Source organism: Actinacidiphila acididurans (genome assembly GCF_016918855.1).
GTDB lineage: Bacteria > Actinomycetota > Actinomycetes > Streptomycetales > Streptomycetaceae > Actinacidiphila > Actinacidiphila acididurans.
This window is the reverse complement of sequence record NZ_JADKYB010000014.1, coordinates 1-15,633: the sequence shown is the minus strand read 5'-3', so window position 1 is coordinate 15,633 and position 15,633 is coordinate 1. Positions and strand designations below refer to the sequence as shown.

The following is a 15,633-nucleotide window of genomic DNA, read 5'->3' as shown; positions in this document are numbered from 1 at the left end:
CCCCAACCCCCTCCCATCGGCAAGACCTGTCAGCGCCGCCGGATAGCCTCCCTAGGTGGAATCCCGCATCACCCGGCCCGAGCAACTCAAAGAGCTGCTGGGCATCCCCTTCACCCCCGAGCAGCTCGCGTGCATCACCGCGCCGCTCGCGCCGGGCGTGATCGTGGCGGGCGCGGGATCGGGCAAGACCACGGTGATGGCCGCGCGAGTGGTGTGGCTCGTCGGCACCGGACAAGTCGAATCGCACCAGGTGCTCGGCCTGACCTTCACCAACAAGGCGGCCGGGGAACTGTCCGAGCGGGTGCGGGCCGCGCTCGCCAAGGCCGGGATCGCCGACCGCACCGACCCGGGCACGGGCACGGGCACAGGCATGGGCACGGGCCCGGAGGGCGATCAGCCGCCCGGCGACCCGCAGATCGCCACGTACCACGCCTTCGCCGGGCAGTTGCTCACCGACCACGGGATGCGGATCGGCCTGGAGCCCACCGCTCGGCTGCTCGCCGACGCCACCCGTTACCAGCTCGCCGCCGCGGTGCTGCGCGGCGCGCCCGGCCCGTACCCGTCGCTGACCCGCGGCCTGCCCACCCTGGTCGGCGACCTGCTGGCGCTGGCCGGTGAACTCGACGAGCACCTGGTGACGGCCGAGCGGCTGAGCGCGTACGACACCAGGCTCGCCGCCGACCTGGCGTCGATCGACCCGGCCCGGCGCGGCAACGCCTGGGTCCGGGACGTCCACCAGGCGGTCGCGGCCCGCCGCGAACTGGCCGACCTCGCCGGGCGTTACCGCGACGAGAAGCGTCGCCGGGACCTGCTGGACTTCGGCGACCAGATCGCGCTGTCGGCCGCGCTCGCCCAGCGCCGGCCCGAGGTCGGGGAGATCCTGCGCGACCAGTACCGGGTGGTGCTGCTGGACGAGTACCAGGACACCTCGGTGGCCCAGCGGCTGCTGCTGGCCGGGCTGTTCGGCGGCGGCACCGGCCACCCGGTGACCGCGGTCGGCGACCCCTGCCAGGCCATCTACGGCTGGCGCGGCGCGTCGGTGGCCAACCTGGACGACTTCCCGCGGCACTTCGCGCACGCCGACGGCCGGCCCGCCGACCGTTACGCGCTCAGCGAGAACCGCCGCTCCGGCGGCCGGCTGCTGGAGTTGGCCAACACGCTCGCCGCCGAACTGCGGGCCCGTCACGAGGGCGTCGAGGCGCTGCGCCCGGCCCCCGGCGCCGAGCGCGACGGCCTGGTCCGCTGCGCCCTGCTGCCCACCCAGGACGCGGAGACGGCGTGGCTCGCCGACTCCATCGCGCACCTGGTGCGCACCGGCACCCAGCCGGGCGGGATCGCCGTCCTGTGCCGTACGGCCAGCCGGTTCGCCGGCATTCACGCCGCCCTGGTGGCGCGCGAGGTGCCGGTGGAGGTGGTGGGGCTGTCCGGACTGCTGCACCTGCCCGAGGTCGCCGACCTGGTCGCCACCTGCGAGGTGCTGCACGACCCGACCGCCAACGCGGCCCTGGTGCGGCTGCTCACCGGCCCTCGCTGGCGGATCGGCCCGCGCGACCTGGCGCTGCTCGGCCGTCGCGCCCGCGCCCTGGTCCGGATCCGTACCGGGGAGACCGCGGACCCGCTGGCCGCCGCGGTGGAGGGCACCGACCCGGCCGAGGCGATCTCGCTGGCCGACGCCATGGAGACGTTTCTGGACGCCGAGCCGGTCGACACCCTGCCCTTCTCACCCGAGGCCCGGGTCCGTTTCGCCCGCTTCGCCGCCGAACTGCGCGATCTGCGCCGCTCCCTGGCCGACCCGCTGATGGACGTCCTGCACCGGGTGCTGGCCGTCACCGGCCTGGACGTGGAACTGTCCGCCTCCCCGCAGGCGCTGGCCGCCCGCCGCCGGGAGACGCTGCGCTCCTTCCTGGACACCGCGGCCGGCTTCGCCGCCCTGGACGGCGAGGCCACGCTGCTGGCCTTCCTCGGCTTCCTGCGCACCGCGGCGCAGTACGAGAAAGGGCTCGACAGCTCGCTGCCCGGCGGCGAGAACACCGTCAAGGTGCTCACCGCCCACAAGTCCAAGGGCCTGGAGTGGGACGTGGTGGTGGTGCCCGGCCTGGTCGACAAGGGCTTCCCGAGCACCAGGGGGCGCGAGCTGTGGCCGCTCAACGCCAAGGTGCTGCCGCACGGCATGCGCGGCGACTCCGGCACCCTGCCCGACGTGCCGGAATGGACCCGGGCCGGCCTGGAGGGCTTCCGCGAGGCGATGAAGGAGCACCAGCGTGTCGAGGAACTGCGCCTGGGATACGTCACCTTCACCCGGCCGCGCTCTTTGCTGCTCGGCTCCGGCTACTGGTGGGGCCCCACCCAGAAGACCCCGTACGGCCCCTCCGCGTTCCTCGACGCACTGCGCGCCCATTGCGAGGCCGGCGACGGCGAGATCGAGATCTGGGCGGAGGAACCGGCCGAGGACGCGGTCAACCCCGGCCTGGCGAACACCGTCGAGCAGCCCTGGCCGCTGCCCCTGGACCCCGAGGCCCTGGAACGCCGCCGCGCGGCGGCCCGCACGGTGCTCGCCTACCTGGGCGAGAGCGGGCGTACGGTGCCGGGTCCGCGGCAGGCGCCGGGCGCCGCGGGCGTACGACCGGACGACGGGCCGCCCGCCGAGGACGTACCTCCGGAACCCTGGGACGAGGCGCCGTACGAGCCGTACGAGGGGGACCCGTACGACGAAGCCCCGTACCCCGATGACGACCCCGACGCCGGCGGCCCCGACCCGGACGGGCTGGAGCCCGAGGAGGCGCGGCTCGTCGCGTCCTGGGACCGGGACCTGGAGGCGCTGGCGGGGGAGCTGCGGCGCGGGCGGGCCGGGGTGCGCGAGGTGCCGCTGCCGATGACGCTGACCGTGGGCCAGGTGGTGCGGCTGGCCGCGGACCCGGACGGGCTGGCCCGGGAACTGGCGCGGCCGCTGCCCGGGCCCCCCGCGCGGGCGGCGCGCCGTGGCACCCGGTTCCACGCCTGGGTGGAGTCCCGGCTCGACGCCCGCCCGCTGTTCGCCCCCGAGGAGCTGCCCGGCATCGAGCCGGACGACACGATCGCCGACGAGGCCGACCTGACTGCCCTCAAGGACGCCTTCCTGCGCGGCCCGTACGCCGAGCGGACCCCGTACCGGGTCGAGGCGCCGGTGCAGCTCGCGCTGGCCGGGCGGATCGTGCGCGGGCGGATCGACGCGGTGTACCGGGACGGCGACACGTACGAGATCGTCGACTGGAAGACCGGGCACGACCCCGCCGACGCCGACCCGCTCCAGCTCGCGGTCTACCGGCTGGCCTGGGCCGAGCAGGAGGGGGTGCCGCTGGACCGGGTGACCGCGGCCTTCCTGCACGTGCGCACCGGCACGGTCGTACGGCCGCAGGGACTGTGGGACCGGGCCGCGCTGGAGCGGCTGCTGGGCGGAGAGTGAGGTCGGAGCCGGGGAGCGTGCTCAGGGCGGGCCGAGCGCCAGGCCCGGCGGCGGGTTGACGGCGAAGTTCAGCGCGACCACCTGGTCGAGCAGGGCGAGCTGCGCGGCGAAGCCCTCCGCCGTGGGCACCCGGCGCGGCGCGATCTCCTTGCGCAGGGTGAGCCGGGCGAGCCCGGCCTCGTACCGGACCTGCGGGAAGGCGCCGGCGGCGTCCAGCAGCTCCATCACGCCCGCGCCCAGCAGCCGCGCCTCCAGCTCCGGATCCGACACCACTGTGCGCCAGTGGCGGGCGCCGAGGCCGGAGCCGTCGCGCCCGTAGCTGACGCCCCAGTCCGCGGCGCCGGGCACCGCGGACGCGATCAGGTCGAACATGTGCGTCTCCAGCGCGGCGGACTCCGGTGAGCCGGAGCCGAACAGCGCGTCGCCGCGGACGTACGCCGCCCGCAGCGGCCGGCCCCGGTGGCTGCCCTCGACGGCGCGCCGCCCGGGGCCGTCCGCCACTGTGTGCCCCTCGACCAGCGGCAGCAGCGGTGCGAACAGCCGCTCCTCGCGGCGTCTGTGGACGATCCGGAACATCTCGGCTCCCAGTGCCCGGGCCGGACCCGGCCCGCCTCCGTGCGACACCTGGCGGTCCGCGCCGCCAAGCTGTCGCACAGACTGCACCGAAACCGCCGCGGGCGGGTACCGGTACGGCACAGTGGCCGCCGCCAGGCGGTACTAGGCTGATCGCCATGCGCACCACCCCGGACGACGTCGTCCTGTCCCACGTCGCCGAGCACCGCGACGCCTTCCTGGCCCGGCTCGGCGAGTGGCTGCGGATCCCGTCGGTGTCCGCCGACCCCGACCGCGCGCCCGACGTGCGGCGCAGCGCGGAATGGCTGGTGGCGGCGCTGAAGGACACCGGCTTCCCGGTGGCCGAGATCTGGCCCACGGCCGGCGGGCCCGCGGTGTTCGCGGAATGGCCGAGCGGGGAGCCGGACGCGCCGACCGTGCTGGTCTACGGGCACCACGACGTGCAGCCCGCGGCGAAAGCGGACGGCTGGTCCACCGAGCCGTTCGAGCCGGTGGAGCAAGACGGCCGGCTGTACGGGCGGGGCGCCGCCGACGACAAGGGCCAGGTCTTCCTGCACACCCTGGGCCTGCGCGCGCACTTGGCGGCGACCGGCCGCACGGCGCCCGCGGTGAACGTGAAACTGCTGGTCGAGGGCGAGGAGGAGTCCGGGTCGCCGCACTTCGGCGAGCTGATCCGGGCCCATGCCGACCGCCTGGCCTGCGACACCGTGATCGTCTCCGACACCGGGATGTGGGCGCAGGACACGCCGACCGTGTGCACCGGCATGCGCGGCCTGCTGGACGGCCAGATCGACCTGTACGGGCCGGCCCAGGACATTCACTCCGGCTCCTTCGGCGGCGCGGTGCCCAACCCCGCGACCGAGGCGGCCCGGCTGGCCGCCGCCCTGCACGACGAGGACCGCCGGGTGACGATCCCCGGTTTCTACGACGGTGTGGTGGAACTCACGCCGCGCGAGCGCGCCCTGTTCGCCGAGCTGCCCTTCGACGAGGCCGCCTGGCTGGGCACCGCCAAGTCCGCGGCCACCCTGGGCGAGCGCGGCCACACCACGCTGGAGCGGATCTGGGCCCGGCCCACCGCCGAGATCAACGGCATCCACAGCGGCTACGGCGGCCCCGGCGGCAAGACCATCGTGCCCGCCTCCGCCGTGATCAAGTTCTCCTTCCGGCTGGTGGCGGGCCAGGACCCGGCGCGAATACGGCAATTGGTCACCGACTGGACGGCGGGCCGGCTGCCGGCCGGGATCCGGCACGAGATCCGCTTCTTCGGCGCCGGCACCCGGCCGTGCCTGACTCCGCTGGACCACCCGGCGCTGCGGTCCCTGGTCCGGGCGATGGGCCGCGCGTTCGGCCAGGAGATCAGGTACACCAGGGAGGGCGGCTCCGGACCGGCGGCCGACCTGCAGGACGTCCTCGGTGTTCCCGTTCTTTTCCTGGGAATTTCCGTGCCGTCCGACGGTTGGCATTCGGTGGACGAGAAGGTGGAGCTGGGTCTGCTCCTCAAGGGTGTGGCGACCGCCGCTTTCCTGTGGGGCGAGCTCGCCGAGGACTGGCGGGCGCAGCCGTGGCCGGCGGGCCGGTGACCTCGAGCGCGGGGCCGGCTGCCGCCGGGGCGACCGACCGGACCCAGCGGTCCGACCGAACCGGGCGGGCCGGGAGAACCCGGCGGGCCGGCGACCGGCACCCGACCGCCCGCACGAACGACGTACGACGACGGGGAGCAGGAGCACCTTGACCGGACTCGACACCACATCCAAGCCGCTGGCCCTGACCTGCGAAGGCGTGGACAGGGCCGCGCACCACCGGCAGGACGAGGCATGGCTGGCGGCGGCCTGGAGCCACCCGACCACCCGGGTCTTCGTCGTATCCGGCGGCCAGGTGCTGGTCGAGGACACCCCCGACGGCGGCACCGAACTGGTGATGACCCCGGCCTTCGAGGCGCCCGAGACCGAGCAGCACCGGTACTTCCTGGGCATCGACCCGGAGGGGGTGCGCTACTTCGCGCTCCAGAAGGACACGCTGCCCGGGCGGATGGACGACATCGCCCGGCCGGCCGGGCTGCGGGAGGTCGGCGGGCTGCTCTCGCCGCTCCAGGCCGGGCTCATGGTGCACGCGGTGGCGCTGGAGAACTGGCAGCGCATGCACCGCTTCTGCTCCCGCTGCGGCGAGCGCACCGTCATCGCTGCCGCGGGCCACATCCGCCGCTGCCCGGCGTGCGGCGCCGAGCACTACCCGCGCACCGACCCCGCGGTGATCATGCTGGTCACCGACGAGAAGGACCGGGCGCTGCTGGGCCGCCAGGTGCACTGGCCGGAGGGGCGCTTCTCCACCCTGGCCGGCTTCGTCGAGCCGGGCGAGTCACTGGAGCACGCGGTGCGCCGCGAGGTCCAGGAGGAGGTCGGCGTCACGGTCGGCGACGTGCAGTACGTGGCCAGCCAGCCGTGGCCGTTCCCGTCCAGCCTGATGCTGGGCTTCAACGCCCAGGCGGTCTCCTCGGACATCGTGGTGGACGGCGAGGAGATCCACGAGGCCCGCTGGTTCTCCCGGGACGAGCTGCGGGCGGCCTTCGCCTCCGGCGAGGTGCTGCCGCCCTTCGGCATCTCCATCGCGGCCCGGCTGATCGAGATGTGGTTCGGCGAGCCGCTGCCCCGGCAGGGCGGCACCCCGCGGCCGGCGGCCTGAGCCGCTGCGAGCTGTGTCGCTGCGCGGCCGAGGGCGCCGGGCGGGGTGCGGCACCGGCCGGGCGGCCGCGTCGGGCGAGTCCGGGGCGGTGTCGGCAGGTGCTGAGCGATGGCGCTGAGCGATGTCAGGCGGCGAGCTTCTGCTTGACCTGGGCCACCGAGGGGTTGGTCAGCGTGCTGCCGTCGGCGAAGAGGACGGTGGGCACGGTGCGGTTGCCCTCGTTGGCCTTCTCGACGAACAGCGCGGAGGTCTCGTCCTCCTCGATGTTGACCTCGTCGTAGGCGATGCCCTCCCGGTCGAGCTGCGCCTTCAGGCGGCGGCAGTAGCCGCACCAGCTCGTGCTGTACATCGTCAAGGTGCCCGACATCGGTGTCACTCCTCGTGGCTCGTGGTCCCCGCCGACCGTACGGGGGGAAATGCCGCCAAGAGAACACCTGGCCCGGGTCGGGCATTCCTGGGGCTTGCGCATCGGCCTGTGGACAACCTCGTCCTCGACCTCGTCCTCGACCCCGTCCTGTGGACAACCCCGTCGGCGGGGCGGGCGGACCTGGCAGAGTGGGCCGGGTGACAGCGACAACCTCTGACTCCCTCTTCCCCGCGGTCCCCGACTCCGCGGACGCGGTGCTCGACGGCCTCGACCCGGAGCAGCGTGCCGTCGCCACCGCCCTGGCCGGCCCGGTGTGCGTGCTGGCCGGCGCGGGCACCGGCAAGACCCGGGCGATCACCCACCGGATCGCCTACGGGGTGCGCGCGGGCGTCCTGCAGCCCCGCAGTGTGCTCGCGGTGACCTTCACCGCGCGGGCGGCCGGCGAGATGCGCGGCCGGCTGCGGCAGCTCGGCGCGGACGGGGTGCAGGCCCGCACCTTCCACTCGGCGGCGCTGCGCCAGCTCCAGTACTTCTGGCCGCGGGCGGTCGGCGGCGCGATGCCGCGGCTGCTGGAGCGCAAGGTGCAGCTGGTCGCGGAGGCCGGCGCGCGCAGCCGGATCCGGCTGGACCGCAGCGAGTTGCGGGACGTCACCGGCGAGATCGAGTGGTGCAAGGTCACCCAGACCGCCCCGGAGGACTACGCGGTGGCCGCCGCCAAGACCGGCCGCGAGACCCCCCGCGACCCGGCCGAGGTGACCCGCATCTACACCACGTACGAACAGCTCAAGCAGGACCGCGGGGTGATCGACTTCGAGGACGTGCTGCTGCTCACGGTGGGCGTGCTGGAGGAGCGGCCGGAGGTGGCCGAGACCGTGCGCTCCCAGTACCAGCACTTCGTGGTGGACGAGTACCAGGACGTCAGCCCGCTCCAGCAGCGGCTGCTCGACCTGTGGCTCGGCGGGCGGGACACCCTGTGCGTGGTCGGCGACGCCTCGCAGACCATCTACTCCTTCACCGGGGCCACCCCCGACTTCCTGCTCGGCTTCCGGCTGCGGCACCCGGACGCCACCGTGGTCAAGCTGATCCGCGACTACCGGTCCAGCCCGCAGGTGGTCGCGCTGGCCAACGGGCTGCTCGGGCAGGCCCGCGGCCAGGCCGCCGCGCACCGGCTGGAGCTGGTCTCGCAGCGCGACCAGGGCCCCGACCCGGTGTTCACCGAGTACTCCGACGAGCCCGCCGAGGCCGAGGGCGCCGCCCGCCGGATCAAGGAACTGATCGCCTCCGGGGTGCGGCCCAGCGAGATCGCGGTCCTCTACCGCATCAACGCCCAGTCGGAGGTGTACGAGCAGGCGCTCGCCGACGCCGGGGTGCCGTACCAGCTGCGCGGCGCCGAGCGGTTCTTCGAGCGGCCCGAGGTGCGTGAGGCGGGGCTGCTGCTGCGCGGCGCGGCCCGGGCCGGCGCCGCGCCGGACGAGGAGCCGCTGCCGATCCCCGAGCAGGTCCGGCAGGTGCTCAGCTCGCGCGGCTGGGCCTCCGAGCCGCCGGCCGGGTCGGGCGCGGTGCGCGACCGCTGGGAGTCGCTGGCGGCGCTGGTGCGGCTGTCGGAGGACTTCGCGGCGGCCCGGCCGCAGGCGGACCTCGGCGATTTCGTGGCCGAGCTGGACGAGCGGGCCAACGCCCAGCACGCCCCGACCGTGGAGGGCGTCACCCTGGCGTCGCTGCACGCGGCCAAGGGCCTGGAGTGGGACGCGGTGTTCCTGGTGGGCCTGACCGAGGGCACCCTGCCGATCACCTACGCCCGCACCGACGAGCAGGTCGAGGAGGAGCGCCGGCTGCTGTACGTGGGGGTGACCCGGGCCCGGTTCCACCTCGGGCTGTCCTGGGCGCTGTCCCGTTCCCCGGGTGGGCGCGGCGGTCGGCGGCCCTCGAGGTTCCTGGACGGGCTGCGGCCGGGGTCGGCGGCCCGCGGGGCGCGGCGGACCGGGGAGGCCGGCGCGGGGGCCGAGCGGGGCGCGGGGTCCGGGCGCCGGCGGCGCGGGCCGGTGCTGTGCCGGGTGTGCGGGCGGACCCTGTCCGACCCGGGCGAGATCAAGCTGATGCGGTGCGAGGACTGCCCCTCCGACCTGGACGAGGGCCTGTACGAGCGGCTGCGCGCCTGGCGCACCGACCAGGCACGGGCGCTGGGCCAGCCCGCCTACTGCGTGTTCACCGACAAGACACTGCTCGCGATCGCCGAGGTACGGCCGTCCGGCGAGCGGGAGCTGGCGGGCATTCCCGGGGTCGGCGCGCGCAAGCTCGACAAGTTCGGCGCGGACGTGCTCGCCCTGGTCTCCGGGGCGGAACCGAATGCTCCGGATTTCGTCCCGGAACAGGCCGGTGACCTGCTCGAAGAATCTTCTGCAGAAGAACCCGAAAAATAGTTTGCGCCGCCCGTCGAAGTCCCCATAGCCTTCCTGAGCACGGACGGGGACGGCTCTTCCAAAGCCCCACCCGCACGTGATGTACTAGGCAAGTCCGGTCCAACGCCCTTACGAGACGCCGAGAGGAGGCGAGCCCAATGATCAGCCTGACGACCGTCAAAATGTCCGATCGTTCGGTGATCGCCGCCTCGCCGCTCGGCATGTCTCTGCGTGGCACCGGTCTGTCCGCTGCCTCCCTGCTGGTCATGCCGAGCCGGGAGCGCAGCATCCGACCGACCCAGGCGCCCGCGGTAGCGGCTGCGGCCAAGGCGATTCCCGCCTATGGCTTCGCGGCGGCGGCCAACGGCGCCGGAGCCGCCGAATTCGCCCTGACCGGCGCCGCCCCTGGCAGCGGACTTGCCAATGGACAGCAGAAGACGACGCAGCACGGCAAGTGGGCCTTCCGCGGGCTCGAACCCTGGAGTGATCCAGCCTGACACCGAATCAGGTCGGCGCCTCAGGGCCGCGGAATCCCAGACCGGGATCCGCGGCCCTTCTGTTTCTCCCCGTCGAGACAACCGAAAACCGCCCGGCCCACCCCGGCCGGACCACACACAGAGGAACGAACCAACCGTGCCCATCGCCCAGCACGCAACGTCCGGACCCACGCCCGACCTGACCCGCCCGCCCGCACCCACCGACGACAAGCCCCCTCTCGGCGCCGCCCGGGACCACTGCCTTCCGGAGACCACCTTGCTGCCCCTCACCGAGCTCGACGACGAGATCGAGCGACTCGGCGTGGCCGTACCCTGCCGCACCTACGACCCCGAGGTCTTCTTCGCGGAGTCCCCGGCGGACGTGGAGTACGCCAAGTCGCTCTGCCAGACCTGCCCGGTCCGCGAGGCCTGCCTGGCCGGCGCCAAGGACCGCCGTGAGCCCTGGGGTGTCTGGGGCGGCGAGCTGTTCATCCAGGGCGTCGTGGTGCCCCGCAAGCGGCCGCGTGGTCGCCCGCGCAAGAACGCTGTCGTGGCATGAACGCCCGAAGGACCACGGCCCCCGGCACCATCGACCGCCCGCTGACGCACGATCCCAAGAATCAGGCCCCGATGACCCCCTCCCTCGCCGACCTCATCGCCCGTACTTCCGACGCCCCGGCGTCGCACCAGAACAGGAACCTGGAAATGCAACTCATGCCAGAAGCCCTGGCACGTGCCCAAATGCAACAGCGCCTGGCCGAAGCGGAACAGGAACGCAGGTCGATCCGCCTGCTGACCGCCCGCCGGCTCCAGCGGCGGGCCGAACGGGCCTCGATGCGGGCCCGCCGCGCGCTGGCCATGGCCGTGATGCAGTAATCGCGGCCAGGCCCGGCCAACCACCGCCGCGACAGCGGTGACCAGCGACGATCCCCCGGGACCGGTCCACGCGGACCGGTCCCGCGGTGCGTCCCGGCGGGAACCTCGCGAAAGCGGAGGTATCGTCGCCCAGTGGATCAGAAGCACCCTCAGACCGCCGCAGCGACCACCTGCGAACGGTGCGGGACCACACGCCAGGACCTGCCGCTGACGTGGACCTGCTCCGTGGAGAACGGCCGCCGCGTCTACTTCTGCGACCATTGCGCCCGCGAGCACCTGCGCAGCATCGAGGGCCGGCTGGACTCCGCCTGGTGGTAGCGCCGCCGGCCGCACCGACGCACCGGAACCGGGGGCCCTGCCTGCGGGGTTGCCGCGGGCGCCGGCCCGCGGTCAGGCGGAGCGCTCGGTGCCCTCCGCGTCGAACCCGGGCAGCCACTCCAGCAGCTCGTCGCGCAGCCGCACGGTGGCGCCGAGCTGGCACAGCACCCCGAAGGTGCTCAGCGTGACCCGGTGGATCAGCAGATAGGCCGGCGGCAGGTTCAACTGCCGGCCCAACTGGTGCGCGGGCGAGCGCGGGTCGGCGATCCGGGCCGCCTGCGCCCGCATCCACGCCCGGTCGAAGGGGAACTCCTCCCGCGCGGCCGGCTCGATGATCGGCTGCAGGTAGTCCAGCACGGCGTCCGCGTCGAGCTGGATCGACGGCTTGACGAACCCCTCCTCGCGCAGCATCGCGTAGACCTGCTCCGCCTCGCCGTCCAGGGCCAGCCGCAGCGCCGTGCCGATCGGCAGCGGCAGGCCCTCCGGCAGCCGGTCCACGGTGCCGAAGTCCAGCACGCCCAGCCGCCAGCCCTCCGCCGGGCCGTCGTCCACCAGCAGCCGGAAGTTCCCCGGGTGCGGGTCGGCGTGCAGCAGCCCGGTGCGAGCCGGGCCGGCGAACAGGAAATGGGACAGCAACTGCCCGGCCCGGTCCCGCATCCGCTGGTCGCCCCCGGAGATCACCTCCGACAGCGGCACCCCGTCCAGCCACTCGGTGACCAGCACCTGGTCGGCCTGGTGCACCACATCGGGCACCACCACGTCCGGGTCCCCGGCGAACTCCCGCGCGTGCGCGTGCTGCGCCTCGGCCTCCAGCGCGTAGTCCAGCTCCTCCGCCACCCGCGCGCGCAGCTCGGCCAGCAGCGGCTTGACGTCCATCCCCGGCACCAGCGGGCCGAACAGCCGTGCTACTCGGCCCAGTTGGCTCAGGTCGGACAGCAGCGCGTCGCCCGCTCCCGGGTACTGCACCTTCACCGCGACCTGCCGCCCGTCGTGCCACACCGCGCGGTGCACCTGCCCGATGGACGCCGCCGCGGCCGGGGTGTCCTCGAAGCTGGTGAACAGCGAGCGCCAGTCCTTGCCCAGCCGCTCGGCCAGCACCCGGTGCACCGAGCGGGCCGGCATCGGCGGGGCCGCCTCCTGGAGCTTGGTGAGCGCGGCCCGGTAGGGACTGGCGACGTCCTCGGGGAGGGCGGACTCGAAGACCGACAGGGCCTGCCCGAACTTCATGGCGCCGCCCTTGAGCTCGCCCAGGACGCGGAAGAGCTGCTGGGCGGTACGCTCCTGCAACTCCACGGCGACCTCGTCGGCCGGCCTGCCGCCCAGGCGCTTGCCGAGCCCCACCGTGGCCCGCCCGGCGAATCCCAGTGGAAGCGCCGCCAGTTTCGCGGTGCGGGTCACAGCCTTGCGCGGAAGATCAGACATGCGCCCCTCATTTCCCCTCGGTCACATGGCCATTGTGCCCCTCCCCACTGACGTCCCGGCGAAGTGCGGGCCACATGCGGGCGGCGGATCACCTTTCTCCCCGTCCGCGCGAGCAGCGGTTTCCGCCTCCACCGGCTCCCACGCCGCCCATGCCCCCGGCGGCACCGGCGCCCCGCGCGCCACTGCCGGCCGCCCGGCACGCTCCCGGGAATGCTGCCCAGGGAGCTGCCCGGAATGCTCCCCGGCCACGCCCCCTGCTCCGCCCGACCTGGCCCCGCAGCCGCAGTCCGGGTGCGGGGCCAGGGCCCGGACCCGCGGGGCCAGGCCGGCCAGTGGCAGCTCGGTGCGGCTGCCCGGGCCGGGGGCCGGGCGCCCGTCCAGGAAGGCCAGCACCTGGGCGGCGGCCAGTCCGGCCAGGGCGGTGGCAAGGGCGAGGTCGCAGGCCGGGACCGCGGGCTGGCGCCCGGACCTGAGCTGGGCCAGCATCCGGGGCCAGGCCGGATCGTCGTCGGCGAGTCGCAGCGACAGGCACTCCCCGCAGGCGGTGCGGCCCGGCAGCACCAGCGGCCCCACCACGCCCAGGCCCTCCAGCACTCCCGTATAGAGGTGAGGAACGCCCGCCGCCACCAGCTGGCGCGCCTCCGCCGGGTCCGGCGCGTACGCGGCCAGGCCGTCCCGGGGCGCCAGCACGGTGACCACCGCCCCGGCCGGCGCGCCGCCCGGGGGAGCGGCGGGCCGCCGCGGGTCGGGGGCCGCCCGGCGCACCGCACCCCGCCCGGCCGCGTCCCGCCGGTCCCCGACGTGCTCGGCCGGGATGCCGCCCGGCGCGGTGTCCCACGGCTCCACCCGGCCGCCGTCCACCAGATCGACCGCGCCCACCCCGGCCCCGGACAGCACCGCGGCGAGCTGCGCCCCCACCCGCCCCGCGCCGTGCACCCGCACCCGGGCCGCGCGCCGGTGCCGTATCCGCGCCGCGGCCGCGCCCGGCGCCGGGTGCAGCACCGACAGCGCGGCCAGGTCGGGCCGCAGCCGATCCAGAGCCGCCGTGCGGTGCCCGACCGCCGCCGACAGCGAGCCGTGCGCCGCCGCGTCCTCCAGCACCCCGCCGTCGGCGAGCAGGCCGAGCAGCCGCCGCACCCGGTCCGGACCCAGGCCCAGCCCCGCCGCCTCTCGCACCAGGGCCGGCCCGTCCCTGGTGCCGTCCAGCAGGTCCAGGAAACCGGCCGTCGCCCCGTCCACCGGCTCCAGCACCACCGCCCGCCGCGGATCCACCCCGAACTGCACGCTCTCCCGTCCCCGCCAGCTCCGCCGCAGCGCGCTCTTCAGCATCGGCCGCACCGCACCCACCTCCCTGTCTCCGCGCCCGCCCATCGCACGCGCCTCGCCCGCCGGGCCGCCCGACACGGCCCGTCACCACCGATCCCGTACGCATCTCGTACGAATCCGCGCGACGCCCCCGCCGCGCTGCTCACTGTCCGTGACCGGCCCTTGCAGATTGCCAGCAAACGGGCCCCGGCCCGGCGAGTTATCCACAGGCTGTGGGGAATAGTCGTTCAATATGCGTAAGAAGCGAGGTGATTCCCGTGGCAAGCGGCCCGGGGGCGGGACTTCCCGCGGGGACAGCGGGTAACGTCATGGCCGTGTCCGCCGATCCTGCGCATCATCCGGCCGGCCGCCCCGATCGTGAGCGCACGGTGAGCGGGACGGCCGGCTCGCACCGGGTGGAGGTCCGACGCAGCGCCCGCCGGCGCCGTACGGTCTCCGCGTACCGCGAGGGCGACCGCACCGTCGTCCTGATCCCGGCGCGGATGTCCGCCGCGGAGGAGCAGCGCTGGGTGGCGGTGATGCTCGACAAGCTCGCCGCGCAGGAGAGCCGTCGGATGCCCGGCGACGCGGAGCTGGCCGCGCGCGCCGAGCGGCTGTCCGAGCAGTATCTGCACGGCCGCGCCGTTCCGGACACCGTGCGCTGGGTCACCAACCAGAACTCCCGCTGGGGCTCGTGCACCCCCGCCGAGGGCAGCATCCGCCTCTCGCACCGCCTCCAGGGCATGCCCGAGTACGTCATCGACTACGTGCTGCTGCACGAACTCGCCCACCTGCTCGTGCCCGGCCACGGCCCCAGCTTCTGGAAACTGCTGGAGGGCTACCCGCGCACCGAGCGGGCCCGCGGCTTCCTCGAAGGAGTCGTCGCCGCCGAACGGCTGCCCCACAACAACGGCGACAGCGGGCACCTCGGCGACGGGAACCACGCGGGCCACGGGACCCGTGAGGAACAAGGGGAGCCCGCGCCTGCCGAGCCGACCCGCGACGCGTAGGGGCGCCCACAACAATGGCCGCTGCAAGCGTGACCGGTTAGCCTGACGCAACGCACCAGCAGCACACAGCGGATGGGGGAACGGTCGCACCATGGCCAGGGAATTCCAGCGTGGCCACAAGGCCAGAATCAGCGATCTGACGGCCGGGACGGATCTGTACGTCGGCGTGCAGATCGCGGCTCCCGGCCTGACGTTCGACATCAGTTGCTTCGGCCTGGACGCCGGTGAACAGCTCTCCGACGACCGCTACTTCATCTTCTTCAACCAGCCGAAGTCCCCCGAGGAGTCGATCCAGCTCCTGGGCTCCCAGGCCGGCGACACCGAGTCCTTCCGCGTCACCCTCGACGCCATTCCCGCGTCCGTCCACAAGTTGACGTTCACCGCCACGATCGACGGCGACGGGCAGATGTCCCGGATCGGCCCCGGCTGGATCCGGCTGGTCGCCGGCGGCGAGGAAGTGGCGCGGTACGCGTTCAGCGGTGCGGAATTCAGCACCGAGCGGGCGGTGATGCTCGCCGACATCTACCGCAAGGACGTATGGCGGTTCGCCGCGGTCGGGCAGGGCTTCGACGGCGGACTGGCCGCGCTGCTGCGGAACTTCGGCGGCGAGGTCGCCGAGGACGAGCCGGCCGCCGCCCCGCCGCAGCAGGCCGCCCCCGGCTTCGCGCCCCCGCCCGCCGCGCCGCAGCCCCCCGCCCCGGCCCCCTCTTTCGCCCCGCCGCCGGCTCCCGCCCCTTCCTTCGGTGCACCGCCCCCGGCACCCGCC

14 protein-coding genes are annotated in these 15,633 nt (G+C 74.4%); 10 read left to right on the top strand and 4 right to left on the bottom strand.

What is annotated here, in order from left to right:
• Positions 1-55: 55 nt before the first annotated feature.
• On the top strand, positions 56-3,442 hold the full coding sequence (locus tag ITX44_RS24595) for an ATP-dependent helicase (protein WP_205359545.1): 3,387 nt from the start codon (positions 56-58) through the stop codon (positions 3,440-3,442).
• Positions 3,443-3,463: 21 nt separating this feature from the next.
• Here ITX44_RS24595 and ITX44_RS24590 read toward each other — a convergent pair whose 3' ends face one another.
• Positions 3,464-4,018, bottom strand: a complete 555-nt coding sequence (locus ITX44_RS24590; RefSeq protein ID WP_205359544.1) for a hypothetical protein — start codon at positions 4,016-4,018, stop codon at positions 3,464-3,466.
• 155 nt (positions 4,019-4,173) lie between these two features.
• Here ITX44_RS24590 and ITX44_RS24585 point away from each other — a divergent pair, with 155 nt between their 5' ends.
• Positions 4,174-5,595, top strand: a complete 1,422-nt coding sequence (locus ITX44_RS24585; protein ID WP_205359543.1) for a M20/M25/M40 family metallo-hydrolase — start codon at positions 4,174-4,176, stop codon at positions 5,593-5,595.
• A gap of 148 nt (positions 5,596-5,743) precedes the next feature.
• Entirely contained in the window at positions 5,744-6,694 is a 951-nt protein-coding gene (gene nudC / locus ITX44_RS24580) for an NAD(+) diphosphatase (protein WP_205359542.1), read from the top strand.
• A gap of 124 nt (positions 6,695-6,818) precedes the next feature.
• Here the strand turns inward: nudC and ITX44_RS24575 are convergent, their stop codons facing one another.
• A complete protein-coding gene (locus ITX44_RS24575; RefSeq protein ID WP_205359541.1) occupies positions 6,819-7,061 on the bottom strand; it encodes a mycoredoxin in 243 nt (80 codons plus the stop codon).
• 197 nt (positions 7,062-7,258) lie between these two features.
• Between ITX44_RS24575 and ITX44_RS24570 the strand changes: the two genes are divergently transcribed.
• The 5 genes from ITX44_RS24570 (at position 7,259) to ITX44_RS24550 (ending at position 11,130) form a co-directional block, all read left to right on the top strand.
• Positions 7,259-9,481: an ATP-dependent DNA helicase UvrD2 gene (locus tag ITX44_RS24570; RefSeq protein WP_205359540.1), complete on the top strand. Its 2,223-nt coding sequence runs from the start codon at positions 7,259-7,261 to the stop codon at positions 9,479-9,481.
• 137 nt (positions 9,482-9,618) lie between these two features.
• On the top strand, positions 9,619-9,957 hold the full coding sequence (locus tag ITX44_RS24565; protein WP_205359539.1) for a hypothetical protein: 339 nt from the start codon (positions 9,619-9,621) through the stop codon (positions 9,955-9,957).
• 136 nt (positions 9,958-10,093) lie between these two features.
• Positions 10,094-10,495 (top strand): WhiB family transcriptional regulator, encoded by a 402-nt coding sequence (locus ITX44_RS24560; protein WP_205359538.1) that lies wholly within the window; start codon positions 10,094-10,096, stop codon positions 10,493-10,495.
• Complete coding sequence (locus ITX44_RS24555; RefSeq protein ID WP_205359537.1) at positions 10,492-10,812, top strand: putative WhiB-interacting protein; 321 nt, start codon at positions 10,492-10,494, stop codon at positions 10,810-10,812. Before ITX44_RS24560 ends, ITX44_RS24555 begins: the two co-directional genes overlap by 4 nt.
• 132 nt (positions 10,813-10,944) lie before the next feature.
• Complete coding sequence (locus ITX44_RS24550; protein ID WP_205359536.1) at positions 10,945-11,130, top strand: hypothetical protein; 186 nt, start codon at positions 10,945-10,947, stop codon at positions 11,128-11,130.
• Between the two features lie 72 nt (positions 11,131-11,202).
• Here ITX44_RS24550 and ITX44_RS24545 read toward each other — a convergent pair whose 3' ends face one another.
• Positions 11,203-12,552 carry an ABC1 kinase family protein gene (locus ITX44_RS24545; RefSeq protein WP_205359535.1) on the bottom strand — a complete coding sequence of 450 codons (1,350 nt, stop codon included), beginning with the start codon at positions 12,550-12,552 and terminating at the stop codon, positions 11,203-11,205.
• Positions 12,553-12,573: 21 nt separating this feature from the next.
• Positions 12,574-13,890 (bottom strand): TOMM precursor leader peptide-binding protein, encoded by a 1,317-nt coding sequence (locus ITX44_RS24540; RefSeq protein WP_443609512.1) that lies wholly within the window; start codon positions 13,888-13,890, stop codon positions 12,574-12,576.
• A 302-nt stretch (positions 13,891-14,192) separates the two neighbouring features.
• On the opposite strand from ITX44_RS24540, the gene ITX44_RS24535 reads away from it, so the two are divergent.
• On the top strand, positions 14,193-14,867 hold the full coding sequence (locus ITX44_RS24535; RefSeq protein WP_372440982.1) for a M48 metallopeptidase family protein: 675 nt from the start codon (positions 14,193-14,195) through the stop codon (positions 14,865-14,867).
• Positions 14,868-14,958: 91 nt separating this feature from the next.
• The coding region (locus ITX44_RS24530) for a TerD family protein (protein WP_205359533.1) at positions 14,959-15,633 on the top strand (675 nt) is incomplete at its 3' end.

Excerpts from the sequence above, each read along its gene's own strand:
- ITX44_RS24590 (WP_205359544.1), bottom strand. The coding sequence starts at position 4,018 with ATGTTCCGGATCGTCCACAGACGCCGCGAGGAGCGGCTGTTCGCACCG.
- ITX44_RS24585 (WP_205359543.1), top strand. The coding sequence starts at position 4,174 with ATGCGCACCACCCCGGACGACGTCGTCCTGTCCCACGTCGCCGAGCAC.
- ITX44_RS24575 (WP_205359541.1), bottom strand. The coding sequence starts at position 7,061 with ATGTCGGGCACCTTGACGATGTACAGCACGAGCTGGTGCGGCTACTGC.
- ITX44_RS24565 (WP_205359539.1), top strand. The coding sequence starts at position 9,619 with ATGATCAGCCTGACGACCGTCAAAATGTCCGATCGTTCGGTGATCGCC.
- ITX44_RS24555 (WP_205359537.1), top strand. The coding sequence starts at position 10,492 with ATGAACGCCCGAAGGACCACGGCCCCCGGCACCATCGACCGCCCGCTG.
- ITX44_RS24545 (WP_205359535.1), bottom strand. The coding sequence starts at position 12,552 with ATGTCTGATCTTCCGCGCAAGGCTGTGACCCGCACCGCGAAACTGGCG.